This window comes from Nostoc flagelliforme FACHB-838 (assembly GCF_014698065.1).
Lineage (GTDB): Bacteria > Cyanobacteriota > Cyanobacteriia > Cyanobacteriales > Nostocaceae > Nostoc > Nostoc flagelliforme_B.
The window spans coordinates 1-19,188 of sequence record NZ_JACJSI010000047.1 but is presented as its reverse complement, the minus strand read 5'-3'; the positions used below and the strand labels follow the sequence as shown (position 1 = coordinate 19,188).

11 protein-coding genes are annotated in these 19,188 nt (G+C 44.6%); 7 read left to right on the top strand and 4 right to left on the bottom strand.

The window, feature by feature from the left end; genetic code table 11:
- Positions 1-148 precede the first annotated feature (148 nt).
- A complete protein-coding gene (locus H6G97_RS21355) occupies positions 149-1,231 on the top strand; it encodes a peptidoglycan-binding domain-containing protein (RefSeq protein ID WP_190942688.1) in 1,083 nt (360 codons plus the stop codon).
- Between the two features lie 279 nt (positions 1,232-1,510).
- On the opposite strand, the gene H6G97_RS21350 is transcribed toward H6G97_RS21355, so the two are convergent.
- Complete coding sequence (locus H6G97_RS21350) at positions 1,511-3,784, bottom strand: glycoside hydrolase family 10-like protein (RefSeq protein WP_190942687.1); 2,274 nt, start codon at positions 3,782-3,784, stop codon at positions 1,511-1,513.
- 120 nt (positions 3,785-3,904) lie between these two features.
- Between H6G97_RS21350 and H6G97_RS21345 the strand changes: the two genes are divergently transcribed.
- On the top strand, positions 3,905-4,132 hold the full coding sequence (locus tag H6G97_RS21345) for a hypothetical protein (RefSeq protein WP_190942686.1): 228 nt from the start codon (positions 3,905-3,907) through the stop codon (positions 4,130-4,132).
- On the opposite strand, the gene H6G97_RS21340 is transcribed toward H6G97_RS21345, so the two are convergent.
- Positions 4,133-4,402: an SAM-dependent methyltransferase gene (locus tag H6G97_RS21340; RefSeq protein ID WP_190942685.1), complete on the bottom strand. Its 270-nt coding sequence runs from the start codon at positions 4,400-4,402 to the stop codon at positions 4,133-4,135.
- A gap of 127 nt (positions 4,403-4,529) precedes the next feature.
- On the bottom strand, positions 4,530-6,017 hold the full coding sequence (locus H6G97_RS21335; protein ID WP_190942684.1) for a histidine kinase dimerization/phospho-acceptor domain-containing protein: 1,488 nt from the start codon (positions 6,015-6,017) through the stop codon (positions 4,530-4,532).
- Positions 6,018-6,398: 381 nt separating this feature from the next.
- Between H6G97_RS21335 and H6G97_RS21330 the strand changes: the two genes are divergently transcribed.
- The 3 genes from H6G97_RS21330 (at position 6,399) to H6G97_RS21320 (ending at position 10,559) form a co-directional block, all read left to right on the top strand.
- Complete coding sequence (locus tag H6G97_RS21330; RefSeq protein WP_190942683.1) at positions 6,399-7,217, top strand: SDR family oxidoreductase; 819 nt, start codon at positions 6,399-6,401, stop codon at positions 7,215-7,217.
- Between the two features lie 422 nt (positions 7,218-7,639).
- Positions 7,640-9,550, top strand: a complete 1,911-nt coding sequence (gene dnaK / locus H6G97_RS21325) for a molecular chaperone DnaK (RefSeq protein ID WP_190942682.1) — start codon at positions 7,640-7,642, stop codon at positions 9,548-9,550.
- A 373-nt stretch (positions 9,551-9,923) separates the two neighbouring features.
- The gene (locus H6G97_RS21320) at positions 9,924-10,559 is read left to right on the top strand and encodes an acetoacetate decarboxylase family protein (protein WP_190942681.1); all 636 of its coding nucleotides are present in this window, start codon (positions 9,924-9,926) and stop codon (positions 10,557-10,559) included.
- 152 nt (positions 10,560-10,711) lie between these two features.
- On the opposite strand, the gene H6G97_RS21315 is transcribed toward H6G97_RS21320, so the two are convergent.
- On the bottom strand, positions 10,712-14,254 hold the full coding sequence (locus tag H6G97_RS21315) for a WD40 repeat domain-containing protein (RefSeq protein WP_190942680.1): 3,543 nt from the start codon (positions 14,252-14,254) through the stop codon (positions 10,712-10,714).
- A gap of 513 nt (positions 14,255-14,767) precedes the next feature.
- Here H6G97_RS21315 and H6G97_RS51375 point away from each other — a divergent pair.
- Both H6G97_RS51375 and H6G97_RS54825 read left to right on the top strand, forming a co-directional pair.
- Entirely contained in the window at positions 14,768-14,920 is a 153-nt protein-coding gene (locus tag H6G97_RS51375; protein WP_199349521.1) for a hypothetical protein, read from the top strand.
- Positions 14,921-15,026: 106 nt separating this feature from the next.
- Complete coding sequence (locus tag H6G97_RS54825) at positions 15,027-19,088, top strand: calcium-binding protein (RefSeq protein ID WP_277883313.1); 4,062 nt, start codon at positions 15,027-15,029, stop codon at positions 19,086-19,088.
- Positions 19,089-19,188 lie beyond the last annotated feature (100 nt).

Here is a 19,188-nt window from a genome sequence, read left to right as displayed (position 1 = left end):
ACGTGCTTAAAGTAGCATAGATTTTAAGTGAGCGTAATATTCATTGATAATATACCCATATATACTCAGCAATTAATCTTGTAGTTTTAAGTATGGGGTCACTTAGCACTTCTGAAGCTGAAAACAATTGTTTTATTAAATAAAAACTATGAGCCTTAACTTTCAAGCTTTGCAACTTCCTACTCTCAAGAAACAATCTGAAGGGCTGATTGTAACCGCTTGGCAAAAATTTCTTTTAGATAATGACTTCCCCATTGCTGCTGTTGATGGAGATTTTGGTAATATTACAGATCGAGCAACTCGTGAATTTCAGAGTCGTAATGCTTTAACGGTAACGGGAATTGTAGATACTGCTACTTATAAAAAAGCGCTAGAGCAAGATTTTGTCATTTATTTTGCTATTTATACCGATTCTGCGAAAAAATTATTAGCTTATCTTAACTTTGACGAGAATGAGGTCAAAGACTTACAAAAAAGTTTAACAGCGATCGCTCCTTTAAATCCTCCGTTAGCGGTTGATGGGGATTTTGGCCCCAACAGTACCAGGGGACTAACCGAAACTTATAAGAAAAGAGACATCAATTTTCGAGCCGAGTTAATTCAACAGCTTTCTAATGCAACAAAAACCAAGCTTGGCATTGATTTGGACTTGGCTCTAGACACCATCACCGAATATGCCAAAAGATTAAGACAACGATTAAGTGGAAAAGCCTGGGTTAATTTTTTCCCAAATAGCGACTCAATTGATGATTTGGCTTCTCCTTTCCGTCAAAAAGTACAAGCTTTTGAGCAAGCCTTAAAAAATGCTGGAGCTAATATCAGTATTACTTCAGTATTTCGTCCTTCAGAACGGGCTTATTTAATGCATTATTCTTTTCGTATTAGTAATAATGAAATTGCCGCCAAAGATGTTCCACCTATGTCTAATGTAGATGTTAATTGGCTACATTATACTCAAGCCGCCTCTGTCCAAGCTGCTAAAGAAATGGTGTCTGCTTATAATATCGCTTTTCGACCCGTTCTTACCTCTCGTCATACTCAAAGATTAGCAATTGATTGGGAAATTACTTGGTCAGGAACCTTAAATATCAAAAACGCGAGTGGAACTGTAGTTAGTATCAATCAGCCACGAACCAGCTATGAAAATTCTACTTTATGGCAGGTAGGCCGTTTTTACGGTGTAATTAAATTATCTAGCGATCGCCCCCATTGGTCTAATGATGGACATTGAAGAAGAATTCAGAAGTCAGAATTCAGAAGTCAGAATTAATGAGTGGGGATTCAGACCCACCACTTGATTATTGCACCACTAAATCTTCTCTTTCAGAGACGCTGCGCGAACGATTTAGTGGGGGAGCAAAAACGCCGTTTATTCAGACGCGACGCTCGCAGACTCGCTACCGCTACGCTATCGTGGACTCGCTTGCCGCCGGCGCTATCCGCCACTCGCACAGAATTTAATTCTGAATTCTGGCTCCTGACTCCTGAATTCTGTTTATCGTTCTATGATTTATCGTCGGCTGCGAAAACCCTGTCTTCCATTAACTTGGTCAAAGAGTACATCGTATTTATCAAAAAATGCGATTCCCGGATTTACAAATATAGTTTGTTCTGCCTGTGGCGAGATAGCCAAATTCCAGCGATTAAATCCGTCGCGCTTTCCTGGAACCAGACTGTAATCAAAAATGCCATTTATTGCAACTTTTACAGCATTTGCTGAACCTAATACTCCTGGTTTGAGTTTACCTGCTGTAGAAGCTGACTTAAATTCAGTCAAACCATTAATAGTTCCAGTATCAGCAATCATTGCGCTATTACAAGAATTTTTAGCAGAACTCCCAGCCAGAGTTAAACAAACTTTGCTCAGTCGAGAATCCCACCTTTTACCGGGTACACCATTTATTTCCGGTTGCTGATTCCAAGAAGCCATTTTGAAACCCACTTGATTTTCGGCAGTTAAACCGAGAATTAGGCTCCCATTCTTGTTACTACCACCATTTCCAGTGACGATAAATCCGTTACTTAGATTGCCTGGTAATTTTCTTAATGGGTTATAGAGAAGTGATTTTTCCGAATAGTTGACACCAACAATACCAGAAAATGGCGCACCACTTTTTGCTGAACAATTAGGTTTTTGGGGAGTACATTGGCGACTAGTAACAATCTGTATGGGAATAGGTTCGGCGGCGGGAATTAAACCAAACCGGACATTAGCATAAACTAATTCTCCCTCCAGGATAGTACCATCACCTAATACTTCCTTGATATTTTGACCTGTTCTTTGAATCGGAGCATTACCTAAAAACTCTTTAGGAACTCTTAGCCCTGCTGACCCTGTATCTAATAAAATACGTCTTGGCTGACCATTTGCGATTGCCATTTCCAGAAAATAACCGCGAACACGTTGACCGAGGGAAGGTTTTGGATATAAAGGTAAAGATATGGTGTTAAAAGTTGGCTGGCGGGGTGTATTTTGAGAGATATCGCGCAAGGCTGAATTTGGGAAAAGTGCCGCAAATGCCTCCTGGCGTTGCGCTGCTGGTTCAGGCGCAACATTCCAAAGGCTTTCGTAGTAGAAAAAGCCGATACCTAAACCGCGTTGTTGCGACGCTTGTACCTGAGATTGAATTTGTGGTAGGGAAACTGGGCGATTTCGTAACCCCGCCATAATACCAATACCAGTTGGGATAACTTGTTGTGTTTCTAAAATTTCTGGACGGGTAATTTGAGCGATAAAACTTTCCAAATCATTACGGTATACCTGCATAACCAACTCATCAACAATACCCAAGCGTACCCAGTTGAGCCAATCTTGCAGTTGCAGCTTGTAAGCGAAATCATAGTAATTGGGAGAAACTGAGAAGATAGCATTCGGTTTTCTAGCTTTCACAGTTTGCTGGAGGTCTACCATGAATGCAGTAATTTTATCTGCCCGCCATTTTATCCATGCTTGGGCTTGGGGATTAGATGGTGGAGGATTGCCAGTTTCTTGAGTATATAGACCAATTGTGTATTTATCGTAACCAAAATCTACGGGTAAACTCGTATGATCATCAAATTGAACGCCATCAGCATCGTATTTAGTGATAACTTCCATGACGAGTTCGCGGATAAAGTTTTGCACTTCGGGGTGAAAAGGATTTAACCACGCTACTTCACCCGCAGCGCTAATTGAAGTTTGAGTCCCATCCCCCTTTTGTGTTAGCCAATTTGGATGCTGCGATGCGAGTTCTGAAGTTAGAGGAACCATGAAACCAAATTCAAACCAGGGTATTGCAAGTAACCCTTGTCTGCGAGCTTGGGTAATAATGTCTGCAATTACATCTTGTCCATCTACTCCCTTGAAGAAAAAGGGAACACCCTTTTTTTGCATTACGGCGCTGGGGTATTGGGTATAACCATCATTCCAGACTACGGGATAAACAGTATTAAAGTTTAACTGCCGTAGTTGGCTCATAGCTGCTTGCACTTGTGAACGATTTCTAAAAACGCTAAAATCGTTACCACTTAACCATACTCCCCGAATTTCCTGACGAGGTTGAGGAGGTAGTTGGGCAACGACAGGGGCAAAGCTGTTGAGTTGCACTACCGCCAAGAATGATACCAGACATAATAATGGCAGCAGACGTTTCCTCAAAAGCCACCAAGCTTGATGAATCAAAGGTGATGTCTCTGTATGTATCTTACTTAGACCTAGTAATACCCGTCTACGCATAAATTTGAATAGTAAGTTATTTAGAGTCGGATTAATTTCTTTGCTTCTTTCCCAAAACTGAGTTTTCATTACTTCTGCTTAATTAGTTATATTTCATTTCATATAAACGTTAAATTGCTACACCAGGAAAATTGGTAAAGTAATTTAACTGCAAGATAGTTGACGCAGTTATAAGGTTAGTAGTGCCAGATGAATTTCAAACCTCACCAAAGCACTTTTGACGAAAAACTAAGCGCAGATATTGGGCTGATAATGGGATTGTTGTTTATTGGGGGCGGTTTTTGGGTGCGTAACATAGTCGCGCACGAAAGTGCAACGCTAAACGAAACACGGAGTAGAGCCGTGGATAGCGTCAGCCGCCGCGATCGCAGCAGTACGAACAATCAGCAAACCTATACCTGGTCTTCAGGTGAGTGACTATAAATTTGATTTTCGCGCTGACTTTGGCGGCGTTCGGTGTGCGCCAAAATATTTCTCACTGCGGTAACGCAACCATACCCGCAAAACTTGCGGAATCTGTTCTTTTTGTTCCTTACTCAGGGTATTGTAAAGGGCTAAGGCGCGATCGCGTTCACCCCGACAAGCAGCATTCTTGTGAGCATCCCAATAACTGCGGGCTACTCGAATCCGCCGACAAACTTCTTTAATCAGCGCGTCTCCTGTAAGTGGAGTATCTTGCTTGGTCATACTCAAATGCGATAAATTTCTAATGCCATCCTAGCGAGTCAAATTTATCTTGACATTACTATTTCCCATCATTTCTGAATTTGAAAATAGTCAGTACTTGATGTAAAATAAAACTGCTCTATGACTCCTAACTGATAACTGCTGGTTTCTGTTTATTGCTAACTTCTAAAGGCAGAAAAATCGTTAAAACTTCCCCATAGTGCGGACGTTGGCGCACAATCAGTTTGCCACCGATCGCCTGAAACAAATGCTTGGTTGCGGCGATATTCAAACTAATAGTACCTGTTTCTGGTTGGAACATTAGTAGCTGTCCAAGGGCTTTGCGAATAGGTGGCGTTGCCGGGATAGCGGCTTTATTTGCATCTTTACACCCGAATTGAGGCGATAATTGTAACTTTAGTTGATCTCCAGCCGGGATAACTTGTACTTGAATATGGCTGCCAGCAGGTAAACTGCGAGTAAAATTTTCCATCAAACCAGTCAAAACCTGATCCAGCATGGTGGGATTGCTCACCACTGTTGGTAGTTGCTGGGGTAAAACAACATTTAAAGTTAAATTCCGTCGATGCGCTGCTTGTTCCCAACGGGGAATACTTTGCTGCAACACTTGATCTAAAGACATCGGTGTGAGTTGAGTTTTTGAAGATTTTGCTGAAGCAGTAGTTTCCAGTTCTGCCGCTTTAAACAGCAACTCCATGCGGTCAATTTGCTCGGTACACTCATGATCGATAACTTTTAAGCGATTGATCACACTTGCATCCAAGTCTCGCCGCTTCAATAGCAGACGAGTCATGGTGCGAATAGTTGTTAAAGGTGTGCGAACTTCGTGAGCAAAAGCTTGGAGCAATTCTACATCAGGATTTAAGGATTGGGCATTGGGGATTGGGCATTGGGGATTGGGAAGAACTTTTCTCCCCTGCTCCCCTGCTTCTTCCGCAGTTCCCAGTGAAGAGTCTCTAGTTTCTTGTGGTTCTGTTAATTTCTGAAGCAACAACTGACTAAACTGAATCATCATGCGGTAGTCTGGTGCTACCGGGGAATACTCTTCTACTAATGCGTCCAAGCGGGCGAAAAATTCTGGATTAGCCAGCATTACCCGTGCCCCTAGCGATCGCCAAGCCTGCTGCACTACTTCTGGCTCAAAAGAAAAAGCAAAAGTTTTTTTACCGTTTTTGTGGCTTGCTAAAACCAATACTAATCTAAATTTATCTGTAAAAACTAAGCAAAACTGTTCTGCACCGAGGGGATCGGCAGGTAGTAAGGGAAGTACCGATTCGTGGGGAGCAATTTCTTCGTTGACAGATGCGTTGATGTAATCCGCCGTAGGCATCTGAAACGGCATTAGCGCCAATGGATTAAATGGTTTAGCTGTAAAAGTTACTGTTTGTAAACTTTGAGTCAGTCTTGGCTGACTAAATAAGGGTGCTGGTGCAGCTAAAACTAATCCTTGGGTTGTGTCAACTGAAGTAACTGCTAAAGTATTTAATAGCAAATGTTCTGTCGCTGCGAGGCTAACACGCCACTGCTGCTCCGCTTTAGCAGGTGAACATTCTGCCACACTTGATTCATTTTCAGCCAAGATTTCGCTCAGACTTGGCAATATCCATTGGTACACAGGCTTTCACCCCTTAATTCAAGAGCGACTAACAGCGTCTAGGGTAGACATTTCACTACTACCTAAGAGGTTATAGCCATTTGTGTTCTTGTAACAGTGGTAGAACCGAACAATTCGGGCGCAATTTCCCCTCTAAGTGCGATCACAAATTAATGATTGTGCTACTCGAATCGGGATTGTAATTACAAACTTTTTACCTTGTCCCGGTGATGAAATACATTGCAAAGATCCACCATGCTTGTCAGTACAGCCATTAGCCAAATCTTTAGTCTGAGTTTATTTTGGCGATGGGCTACGCCTCGACGTAGGCGATGCCTACGGCTGGCTACGCCTACGCATTTTTTTGAGTAGATTAGCAATAGACTATCTTAAAGGCAATTTATGACTTCTTTTGATTCAGCTGAAGATTTGGTACTAGTTGCTGGTGCTACTGGTGGAGTGGGGCAACTGGTGGTAGGCAAACTGCTAGAAAAGGGTTTGAAAGTTCGTGTCTTGACACGCAATGCCGCAAAAGCCGAAGAGATGTTTAACCGAAGAGTGGAAATCGCCGTTGGTGACATCCGCCAGCCAGCTACACTGCCAGCCGCAACACAGAATGTCACCCACATCATAAATTGTACTGGAACCACTGCCTTTCCCTCTGCGCGATGGGAGTTTGACGAAACCCCGAACTTGCTTGAATGGGGAATCACTTTCCTTAACCCCAAATCTAGTGAAGCAAAAGCAAAGAACAGTCCGGCAAAGGTCGATGCTCAAGGTGTTAGGAATCTAGTAGCAGCAGCACCCCAGAATTTAAAGCGATTCATTTTCGTCTCTTCCTGCGGAATTCTCCGTAAAAATCAGTTTCCTTTTAGTATCCTTAATGCCTTTGGCGTGTTGGATGCCAAACAAAAAGGTGAGGAGTCCATTATTAATTCAGGATTACCCTACACCATCATCCGCCCAGGACGGCTTATAGACGGCCCCTATACCTCATACGACCTCAACACGCTTTTGAAGGCAAAAACAGGAGGTAAATACGGTGTCGTCATCGGCACTGGGGATACACTTTCGGGTGATACCAGCCGGATTGATGTAGCAAACACTTGTGTAGAATGCCTTTTTCAGCCAAGTAGTTCTAGAAAAATTTTTGAAATAGTCAACCAGGGACAAAGACCACCTGTAATTGACTGGCAAACTCTTTTCTCTACGCTTGAGTAACTGCTAAGTGCTGAGTCATATTTTATCCTAATCCTCAATTCCCAGTCCCTAATCTCAGTGTTTCTCTAATTTATTGCCTCTAAAGACGGCAAACACCACTCGGACGTTACGGTTCACCCTAATTACTGAAAGTATTAATTCCCATACATTAGACAGAGTGAAGGCAATAAATCCATGAAATAACTAAAAAAACTGTTTAGTTAGTTTAACCGTCCTAAGTAAGGTTCGGGAAACCACCCTTCATGGACTGGCTAACACTAAGCTTCAGTATATATATCAGCATATCTGGAGTTTTAACCCCAGAAAAGCCAAAACAAAGGTATTCATGCTGAACTGGCTGATTTATTGACCCTATTGGTTCAAAATTTAGTCCTTTATATTCTCATTCATTCATTTGTAGTTATACGGAGCCAGCACCTAAAATGGCAAAAGTAGTTGGAATTGACTTAGGAACAACGAACTCCTGCGTGGCAGTGATGGAAGGTGGTAAACCTACAGTAATTGCTAATGCTGAAGGTTTTCGGACAACACCATCAGTAGTCGCATTTGCGAAAAATGGCGATAACTTGGTTGGCCAAATTGCCAAACGCCAAGCGGTGATGAACCCCGAAAATACGTTTTACTCAGTCAAACGCTTTATCGGTCGCCGCTACGATGAAGTGAGTAACGAAGCTACAGAAGTTTCTTACAAAGTTCTCAGCAGCAACGGCAATGTCAAATTAGATTGTCCGATAGCTGGTAAACCGTTTGCTCCTGAAGAAATTTCTGCAAAAGTTCTTCGCAAACTAGTTGAAGATGCCAGCAAATACCTGGGTGAAACTGTAACCCAAGCTGTAATCACTGTTCCCGCATACTTCAACGACTCGCAACGCCAAGCGACAAAAGACGCTGGTAAAATTGCCGGGATTGAAGTTCTACGGATTATCAACGAGCCGACAGCTGCGTCTTTGGCTTATGGATTTGACAAGAAGAGTAACGAAACCATCCTCGTATTTGACCTTGGTGGTGGTACCTTCGACGTATCCGTGCTGGAAGTAGGAGACGGAGTTTTTGAAGTACTAGCCACATCTGGTGATACCCACCTTGGTGGTGACGACTTCGATAAAAAAATAGTTGACTTCTTAGCTGAGAAGTTCAGAAAAGCCGAAGGCATTGACCTACGGAAAGACAAGCAAGCTTTACAACGTCTGACTGAAGCCGCAGAAAAAGCCAAGATTGAGCTTTCTAGCGTCAGCCAAGCAGAAATTAACTTGCCATTTATCACCGCTACCCAGGATGGGCCTAAGCACCTGGATACAACCCTGACTCGCGCTCAATTTGAAGAACTTTGCTCTGACTTAATCGACCGTTGTCGTATTCCTGTGGAAAACGCTCTCCGGGATGCCAAGTTAAACAAAGGCGATATTGATGAAGTAGTGTTAGTTGGTGGTTCTACCCGCATTCCTGCTGTGCAACAAATTGTGAAGCAGGTATTGGGTAAAGACCCCAACCAAACCGTTAACCCTGATGAAGTCGTAGCAGTTGGTGCAGCTATTCAAGCCGGGGTACTGGCTGGTGATGTAACTGGCATCTTGCTGTTAGACGTGACACCGCTATCTTTGGGTGTGGAAACATTGGGCGGCGTGATGACTAAAATTATCCCCCGCAACACTACAATTCCCACCAAGAAATCGGAAGTTTTCTCTACTGCTGTGGATGGACAAACCAACGTAGAAATTCACGTTCTCCAAGGTGAACGCGAATTCTCTAACGATAACAAGAGTTTGGGAACCTTCCGCCTTGATGGTATTCCTCCTGCACCACGCGGCGTTCCTCAAATTGAAGTGGTTTTTGATATTGACGCTAACGGTATCCTTAACGTCACCGCTAAGGACAAAGGCACTGGTAAAGAACAGTCTATCAGCATCACCGGCGCTTCCACCCTGGATAAAAATGACGTTGACAGGATGGTAAGAGAAGCTGAACAAAACGCTTCATCTGACAAAGAGCGGCGTGAAAAGATTGAACGCAAGAACCAAGCCGATTCTTTGGCATACCAAGCTGAAAAGCAGTTACAAGAATTGGGCGATAAAGTTCCCGATGCTGACAAGACTAAAGTCGAAGGTTTAGTGAAAGAACTGCGCGAAGCAGTTGCTAAAGAAGACGATGAGCAAATCAAGAAGCTCACCCCAGAATTACAACAAGCATTATTTGCCGTTGGTAGCAATATCTATCAACAAGCCGGTGGCGGTGCTGCACCAGGTGCTGAACCTCAAGATGGCGATGGCGGTTCCACATCTAGCTCTGGAAGTGGCGACGATGTGATTGATGCTGATTTTACAGAGAGCAAATAATTCCCTTACTTCTTTTGGGAAGATTGTTTTGTCCCACCTCATATTACCCACTCAGACAAATGCCTGAGTGGGGATTTTTTTTTAAGACTTATGAGTTAGGAATTGTATTAAGTCTGGTTAATCTCTTATGCCACAATACGCTTGGGTTAAGGCTAAAACTTTTTATCCAAGTCAATTTTTTTAACGTAGACGCATTAGCGTTGGCGTTCGCGGAGCGTGTCGCAGACAAGCCTCTCGTAGAGAAGCGGTAGCGACGTTCGCGTCGTAGCGTCTCGCAGAGAAGGAGCGTCAGCGGCTTGCCGCAGTCTACCACAGAGGCGCAGAGAACACCGAGAGAAGAAAGAAATGTTTAACTGAACTGTTGTATTGCCTTATGCCATATCCACAAGCACCTTGGACACTTCAAGGCTACGCTATCCAAACTCTGCATTTGGTAAATATTGACCAAGTGCGCCCTTTGATTCCGTTAGAGTTAAAAATTATTTCTGTATGGCCTGGTAAGACTCTCGCTAGCGTATATTTATCTCATTATGGGTCAGGCTCGGTACTGGAGTACAGCGAGTTAATTATTGCCCCAGCTGTGGTTAATTACCAGAGCAAAATCGGTGGTTGGGTTTCCCACATTTATGTAGATAATGCTGATTCGGTGGCTGGCGGTCGAGAAATTTGGGGACTACCAAAGGAATTAGCTGAGTTTAGTTGGAAACAAGGAAAATATGTTACTGTGCATCAGGGAAACCGGAAATTGTGTAGTCTTAACTATAATCAGCAAAGCTTGGCATGGAGACAGTGGTTAAGTGCTTCTGCTTTTGGCGTCAAGGGTGCTGATTTGTTGATATTCCCTGCTGAATTTGAGTCTGTGTTGGGTTTGATTAGTTCTAAGTTAGAAATTCCCGCCGAAAGTCCTTTTTCTGGAATAGATTTAGGTCAGCCTTGGTTAACTGTGCGTTGTGAGCAGATGAGTTTGCGGATTGATGCGCCAAACGTTGTAGGGCAGATGGCTATCTAGTCCACTGTGGCGGAAGTTTGCCTACTTTTATTATTTGGAAGTTCCTAAATAAGAAAAAAGTTAGAAAAATTTTTATACCCAAACCCAAAAGCTTGATATATCTAGGTTGGGGATAGGTACGACAGCGCAAAAAGAATGCGCCTAGTTGTGCATCAATTTACTTTTAACGCCCCCAAAGCTTTTAAAGTTCCTACCTCTGCTTCAGTCAACCCTATCACTTCAGTAATAATCATGCCTTCATACGGGCGGACTGGTCTGAAAGTTTGCCGACATTGCCCCGTAGTAATATCCCAACAGTTGATTGTTTCATCCCAGCTACCACTGAGAAGAGTTTGAGCGTCGTGGCTCAGATTAAGCGACCATACCCAATTGAGATGATTCTGTAGTGTAGCGAGGCAGTCTCCAGTAACTACATTCCAAATTTTGATGGTACGATCGCTACTACTGCTAATCATGCGATCGCCATCGGCGGTGAACAGAATACTGAGTACCTGGCTGGTATGCCCAGAAAATGTACGCAGACAAACCCCTGTGTGGATGTCCCACAGCCGTACCAAGGAGTCATCACCACCAGTAGCAACGTATTGAGTATCTGGACTCACCGCAACTGCCCAAACACGGTTTGAGTCTGCCTCCCAACTATGAAGACAGGTTCCTGTTTCAATATCCCAGCGTTTAACTATCTTTTCATAGCCACTGCTGAAGAGAGTCTTTCCGTCAGGACTCCATGTGATCGCTAACACGGAGCCAGGATGCCCCTGCAATGTTTGCAAACATTCACCAGAAGCCACATCCCATATCTTGATTGTATGGTCGTAGCTGCCACTAGCAAGGAAGTTACTGTCTGGACTAAAAGCAATTGCCCACACCCAACTACCGTGACCATGCAAGGTTTTCAGGCATTGCCCTGTATGCGGACTCCAAAGTTTAATAGTACGATCTGCGCTGGCGCTGGCGAGAAACTCTCCGTTGGGACTGAAGGCAACAGAGAAAATACGATTTTTGTGTCCATGTAGTACACGAAAAGGCTGGAGGTCAGCCTTTAAGGGTTGCGGGGCATTGAGATTTACATCCCAGAGTTTAATTGTCTGGTCTTCATGTCCACTAGCAAGTAAGTTTTGCTGCCAACTGTGGGCGATTCCATAAACAGCATTGCTGTGTCCTTGGAAGCTTTTGGTACACTTTCCAGTCTGAAGTTCCCAGACTCTAGCCGCGTGGTCATCTCCACCACTAGCAATTAAGTGTCCTTGAGGGTGGAAAGCAATTGACCAAATCCGATTTGTATGCTTTTCCAGGGTATCGAGACATTTCCCAGTGTCTATGTCCCAAATCTTCACGGTTTGATCGTAGCTGCCACTGGCTAGCTGTTTACCCTGAGAGCTGAACGCTACTGAGGTAACAACTCCTGCGTGTCCCTGCAAGGTCATCAAACACACCTTAGTGTGTAAATCCCACAGTTTTACAGTTTGATCAAAACTGCCACTTGCTAATATTTGCCCTTCTGGACTCCATGCGATCGCTTTTACCCAGTGCTGATGCCCTTCTAGGGTTTGCACACAGCATCCAGTTTCTAAATCCCACAGCTTGATTGTGTTATCTTCACCAGCCGTTGCTAAGATTTGACCTGTGGGATGAAACGCTACACTCCACACACAAGCATTATGTCCTTGGAGAGTTTGCACACATTCTCCTGTAGCTAGATGCCAGACTTTAACTGTGTGGTCATAGCTAGTACTAGCTAGAAGTTTTGCGTCAGGATTAAAGACGATCGCTGTGACAATACTAGTGTGTCCATACAGCGTTTTGAGACATTCTCCGGTGGTAGTGTCCCAAAGTTTAATTGTATGATCTTGACCACAGCTAGCTAAAACTGGATACACAGGGCTAAAAGCAATATTCCAAACCCAACTGTTATGTTCTTTACAGCTAAAAAGTTGTTTACTATTGCTAACATCCCAAACATGAATTTCACCATTTGTATCACTGGTAGCAAGGCAGCGGCCATCTGGACTAAAGGCGACGCTAGTAATACCGCCAAAGGTCGCAGCAAAAACACACTCTCGAAACGTTGTTTGGGTAAAGTTGACCCGATGTAAGTTGAGCAAGCGTAAATCGCAGTTACGGATGGTGAGACGAGAAAAGTCATAACCAGTTAAATCGGTTTCTAATTGTGCCAGTAAATTCAGCAGATTACCGCCACCATACCCAACTGGATCTATAACTTCATTTTGGAGCTTTATAATTAGCCTGCCAAGTTTATGCTCAAGCTGATGAGCAGAGCCAAGGGTTATTTGTAGTTGATTTAAGATAGGCCGCACAATCAGATGAATTTGACTATCGCGGATGTAGTCTTTTGCCTGGGCTTGCATCAAAGCATGAGTCAGCAAATATTGTGGTGATTCTGTGATTATTTCCTGGCAGACTTGTTCAATCAAGCAGCCTGTCACGTATTCCATGACGACAGGTTGCTGTGTGAATCCTCCAGTATTGCTTTCTATTAAGCTACACCAGCGTAAAGATTCTAGTACTGACATTAACTTAGGCTTAGGCAATGTCAGTGTGAAGGCTGTTTGCAATTCTGTCAGGGAAACTTTCTCCCGATTAATTGCCAGCCAATACATCACTTGCTGCTCTAAGGTAGAGAGTCTTTTGAATTGCTGCTCTAGGAGATTGCCAATGCCCTTAAATACGGTTGTGCCTTCGGCAAAGAAGCTGGCGATGTTGCCTTCATATAAGTCCCGAATGGAGGTGGCGGCAATTTTCAAAGCTAGGGGATTACCACGGTAACACTCAACTAGTTGGCGGGTTTCGTCTTCGGAGCCTGATAGCCCTTTGAGTGTCAGAATTGTTTGTCCTGCTGCAACTTCTAATCCTGATAAAGCAAGGGTACGAACTGGCAAACCATCACCTTCCAAAGCGGCGACTTCAGTAGGTTTTTCCCGGCTGGTGAGCAGGACACAGCTTTGATGCCCAGTTTCTCCCAATCGCCACAAAATTTCACCGTAAGGTTTGTAGCCCTCACGGTAACAGCCTGTCCCTTGCTGCAATAATGTGTCGAAATTATCCAGAATCAGCAAGCATCGAAATTTGCGGAGGTATTCGATTAAACAAGTAATTTGCTCATGAAGGGAAGCAGGCAATGTGGTAACTTGCTGATGAGAAAGAATTTTGATGCAGTCCGTCACCTTGTCAGAAAAAAAAGGTGCGTGCCGGAGCGATCGCCAGATGACATACTCGAATTCGACTTGTAGCTGTTCTGCTAGCTTCACCGAGAGTGCAGTTTTGCCCATCCCACCCATACCTAGCAATGTCACTACACGAGTACGATCGCGCACAATCCATCGGCTGAGAGTTTCTAATTCAGTAGTACGTCCGTAGAATTGGGAAACGTCGATTGCTTCCCCCCAGTTTGTGTAGTTCCTGGAGGAGGCATTTGTGTTTTGTCGCTGTGCGGTTCGCTTCAGTACTCCGTGCAGGTTATTTTTGGTAACTTTTTCTCCTAAAGCTTGAGAGAGCGATCGCCACAGTTCACAACCAACGTCTTTGATGTGACCAGGATCGTAATCGGACTCTACAGCCATGTCTATATACGTCTGTCCTGCCCAAGACTGACGAAACACAATCTCTTGAACTTTTGTTAAGCGTCCCTGTGGCAATAATTGTTCGATTAGTGCGATCGCTTCTTCAACCGTCATTTATCTTTCCACGTAGAAATACCAGGTTAACTACGATATTCGCACCATAAACTTCATTTTTTCTATAAAGTTTACGTGAATCTATCAAGAAGATCCGACTTTTTCCCGACCTTTTCCGACCTTCAAACTTTATACAAGGCTGTAGAGTATTGACGTGATTCAGTTGTAGTACAGGAATCTGCCCAATGATTTAGACACAGGTAAAGTGTTTATCCAAATACTGAAAATTTTCGAGTGCGATAAATTTTGCATCTAGTTGAGCTATAGCAGTTGTGAGCGACGATGCTGATTCGTTTGCTGCTTTTTTCTGACTAATGGTTTGGAATTGGGATGCGATGCCTACGGCGGGCTGCGCCTACGCACTTAAGTTATCGGGGTTTGAAAGGGTGCGATCGCCTTGATTTCTATGATTGCAATGGAAGTTCTAGAAGTTTGAGCGTCACAAGTTAGCAAGTGGCAAATTATTAATCACAGTCAAAATCCTACAACACAAATTAATAAGGAATCAAAGAAATGCCAAATTCACCCAAAGCAGATAAAGCAGATATCCAAGCGTTAATTCCTCAAGGAAAACCACGTTGGATTTCAAATACGATTACTTACAACTTCATGCCCTCTTTGCCGATCGCTTACACAAAAGCATCTCCAATTATTTGGAGGTGGTGATGGAAATGATTACCTTGTTGGTGCGGCTGGAGCCGATACCTTAAATGGAGGAAATGGTTTAGACAAAGCTTCTTACTCCAACTCCAGTGCAGGAGTGTCAGTAGACTTGACCAAGGGTACGGGCGCTGGAGGAGATGCTAAGGGAGATATACTTCAGTCTATTGAAAACGTCGATGGTTCAGCCTTTGCGGATAATTTGACTGGTAACGCATACAACAATTTCTTCAATGGTTTGGGTGGTAATGATGTTCTGAGAGGTAAAGCTGGCAATGACATACTCTTCGGTGAAGGCGACGATGACATACTCTATGGTGATGTTGGCAATGATGTGTTACAAGGTGGTGATGACAGCGACCAACTCTACGGAGGTGCGGACAGTGACATCCTTTATGGTGGTACAGGGGATGACACCCTCTATGGTGAAGGCGGCGATGACACTCTCAAAGGTGATGCTGGCAATGACAAACTAGCAGGTGGTGATAACAACGACCAACTTGATGGAGGTATAGACAATGACACTCTTAATGGTGGTCTAGGCAATGATGAGCTAGAAGGTGGTGATGACAGCGACCAACTCTACGGCGGTGCGGACAATGACACCCTTAATGGTGGTGCAGCTAATGATAAACTCTTCGGTGAAGGCGGCGATGACATACTCTATGGTGATGCTGGTAATGATGAACTAGCAGGTGGTGATGACAGCGACCAACTCTACGGAGGTGCGGACAATGACACCCTTAATGGTGGTACAGGGGATGACATACTACTCTATGGTGAAGGCGGCGATGACAGACTCTATGGTGATACTGGCAATGATGAGCTAGCAGGTGGTGATGACAGTGACCAACTCTACGGAGGTGCGGACAATGACATCCTTAATGGTGATGCGGGGAATGACACCCTCTATGGTGAAGGCGGCGATGACATACTCTATGGTGATACTGGCAATGATGAGCTAGCAGGTGGTACAGGGAATGACATACTCAATGGCGGTGCAGCAAATGATAAACTCTTCGGCGATGATGGTGATGACATTCTCAAAGGTGATGCTGGCAATGATGAGCTAGCAGGTGGTACAGGAAATGACAAACTCTTAGGTGAAGGCGGCGATGACACACTCTATGGTGATGCTGGCAATGATGCTTTAGCAGGTGGTGATGACAATGATCGCCTGTCTGGAGATGCGGGCAATGACTTACTCTTAGGAGAAGCAGGCAGCGATCTAATTGACGGAGGCACCGAAATTGATACCGTCAGTTACGACAACTCCCCCAGTAGTGTCGTCGTTAATATTGATGAAGTACTGAACTATCAAAATCCCGGCGGCTTTCTCCATACAACCATAGTTACAAGCATTGTTATCTCCACAGACACAGAACCAAACTTTACTATCAACGCAGGCACAGCTAAAGATGGCTTTGGCACTATAGATACCCTACGAAATCTAGAAAATATCATCGGCTCTGGATTTGATGATGTTTTAATTGGCGACAACTTAAATAACCGCATCTCAGGCTTAGTCGGAAATGATCTGTTAGTTGGCAATGCTGGCAATGACTCCCTTGACGGAAACGATGGCATTGATACTATTAGTTATCGCCGCGATCCTAGCCAAGTCATAGTTAACTTAGAGCAAAACTACGCTAAAGACGGCTTTGGCGGTACTGACCAAATCTTTAATGTTGAAAACGTCATCGGTTCTGCCTTCAATGATGAAATCATCGGCGATGCCAAAGCCAATATTATCCACGCCGGAGATGGCGATGACGTTGTTAACGCCAGAAATGGCAACGACATCATTTTTGGCGAAGGTGGTAAAGACACTCTCTCTGGCGAAAACGGTGACGATTTCCTAGTTGGGGGTACGGATGCCGATCGCCTCAATGGTGGAGAAGGCAATGATACAGCTTCTTATTTCACCTCAGCGACGCGTGTATCTGTTAGTCTCACAACGGGTAAAGGCTGGGCTGGAGATGCCAAAGGCGATCGCCTCGAAGCCATCGAAAACCTAGAAGGTTCAGAATTTGAGGATTTGCTCATCGGCGATGCTGGAAAAAATATCATCAGTGGCTTGGGTGGCAATGATTTAATTTACGGTGAAGCAGGTGACGACTGGCTCGATGGTGGCACAGGAAGCGATCGCCTTTACGGTGGAGACGGCAACGACGAACTCTACGGTCAAGCCGATGAAGACCTCCTCAAAGGTGAAGCTGGTAATGACAACCTTAATGGAGGAGACGGCAACGATCAGCTCTACGGTCAAGACGGCAGAGACACCTTAAATGGCGATGCTGGCAATGACTATCTAGAAGGCGGCACAGGCGATGACAACCTTTATGGCAGTAATGGCAATGACCAACTTTATGGTCAGGAAGGCAATGATTATCTCCAAGGTGGCACAGGCGATGACCTCCTCGATGGTGGCATAGGCAAGGACTACCTCACTGGAGGAGACGGGGACGATCAACTTTATGGACAGGCTGATAAAGACACTCTAGAGGGTGGGTTAGGTAATGACCTCGTAGATGGAGGTGACAGTAACGACCGACTTTATGGTGACGATGGTAACGATCGCCTCTACGGTCAAGCTGGTGATGATAACCTCGATGGTGGAGCCGGAAATGACGCTCTCTATGGAGGTACTGGTATAGATACCCTTTTAGGGCAAGCGGGTGATGACTACCTCGATGGTGGAACGGGCGATGACCTACTCAATGGCAACGAAGGCAGCGATCGCCTTTACGGTCAAGCTGGTGACGACCTACTTAACGGCAACACTGGCGATGACTACCTTGATGGCGGGTTAGACAATGATGAACTCAATGGTAATGAAGGTAACGATCGCCTCTACGGTCAGCAAGGCTACGATATCCTAGATGGTGGCATTGGAGCTGACTTCCTGGATGGCGGTACCGAAGATGACTATCTCTATGGCAGAGATGGTAGTGATCGCCTTTACGGTCAAGCCGGTCAGGACTATCTTGATGGCGGCAATGACGATGACCGTCTTGAAGGGGGTACGGGTGATGACCAGCTCTTCGGGCAGCAAGGGCGCGACTACCTCGATGGCGGCATCGGCGAGGACTTCCTTTATGGGGGTGATGATGCTGATAAGCTGCTAGGGCAGACTGGCAATGACTACTTAGATGGTGGTTCTGGCGCTGATCAATTATATGGTGGCGACGGCAATGACCAACTATATGGTCGAGATGGCGACGATATCCTTGATGGCAGTGTTGGCAATGATTACCTTGAAGGTGGAAACGGTGATGACCAACTGATTGGTGGCATAGGTAATGATTACCTTTACGGTCAAGACGGTAGCGATACCCTCAATGGCGGTGCTGATAATGACAACATATATGGTGGAGTCGGTGATGACAATCTCTTAGGAGGCGATGGCAACGATCTGCTCTCTGGTCAAGAAGGGAACGACATCCTTAATGCGGGTGCTAGCGATGATTACCTAGAAGGCGGGTTAGGCAATGACCAACTTTTAGCAGGATCGGGTAACGACCAACTCTACGGCGGCGCAGACAACGATATTCTTGATGGTGGCGCTGATAATGACTACCTAGAGAGTGGATTGGGCGATGACCAACTCATAGGCGAGGGTGACGACCAACTTTTTGGTCAAGAAGGTAACGACACTCTTTATGGAGGTAGTGGTAATGACAATCTTCAGGGTGGTGACAATGCCGATATCCTAAAAGGAGAGGAAGGAGATGATTATCTCTTTGGTAATGACGGCGACGACTATATCTACGGCGGCGCTGGTAATAACTCATTAGAGGGTGGTGCTGGCAACGACGTGCTTTATGCTGATATCGCGCAAGCGCAGGACGAAGATAATTATCTCTTCGGTAATGACGGTGAGGAACCAATCAACGACAGGGATGGCAACGACTATTTTACAGGTGGCGGTGACAACGTCCTAAATGGTGGAACAGGTGAAGATACATTGTACGGCTGTAGCGGTCGTGATATGTTTGTACTGGCGAGCGAGTCTGGAAGTGACACTATTTTCAACTTTACAGTCGGTAGCGATTATTTAGGTCTATTGAACGGTCTGACCTTTGAACAGATCACTATTACCCAAGGCATTGGCACTGATACCAGCAATACTCTAGTCAGTAAACAGGATGGTGAACTCTTAGAGGGTGTTTGAAAAGTTTTAGGGAGTCAAAATTTAAGCAAGTCGCCTCACCATAATACGGATCATGGAAAGGTAGATAAAAGTCTCAGAGGTTTCGGGCAATAACTCATAA

Excerpts from the sequence above, each read along its gene's own strand:
- H6G97_RS21355 (WP_190942688.1), top strand. The coding sequence starts at position 149 with ATGAGCCTTAACTTTCAAGCTTTGCAACTTCCTACTCTCAAGAAACAA.
- H6G97_RS21350 (WP_190942687.1), bottom strand. The coding sequence starts at position 3,784 with ATGAAAACTCAGTTTTGGGAAAGAAGCAAAGAAATTAATCCGACTCTA.
- H6G97_RS21345 (WP_190942686.1), top strand. The coding sequence starts at position 3,905 with ATGAATTTCAAACCTCACCAAAGCACTTTTGACGAAAAACTAAGCGCA.
- H6G97_RS21340 (WP_190942685.1), bottom strand. The coding sequence starts at position 4,402 with ATGACCAAGCAAGATACTCCACTTACAGGAGACGCGCTGATTAAAGAA.
- H6G97_RS21330 (WP_190942683.1), top strand. The coding sequence starts at position 6,399 with ATGACTTCTTTTGATTCAGCTGAAGATTTGGTACTAGTTGCTGGTGCT.
- dnaK (WP_190942682.1), top strand. The coding sequence starts at position 7,640 with ATGGCAAAAGTAGTTGGAATTGACTTAGGAACAACGAACTCCTGCGTG.
- H6G97_RS21320 (WP_190942681.1), top strand. The coding sequence starts at position 9,924 with ATGCCATATCCACAAGCACCTTGGACACTTCAAGGCTACGCTATCCAA.
- H6G97_RS21315 (WP_190942680.1), bottom strand. The coding sequence starts at position 14,254 with ATGACGGTTGAAGAAGCGATCGCACTAATCGAACAATTATTGCCACAG.
- H6G97_RS51375 (WP_199349521.1), top strand. The coding sequence starts at position 14,768 with ATGCCAAATTCACCCAAAGCAGATAAAGCAGATATCCAAGCGTTAATT.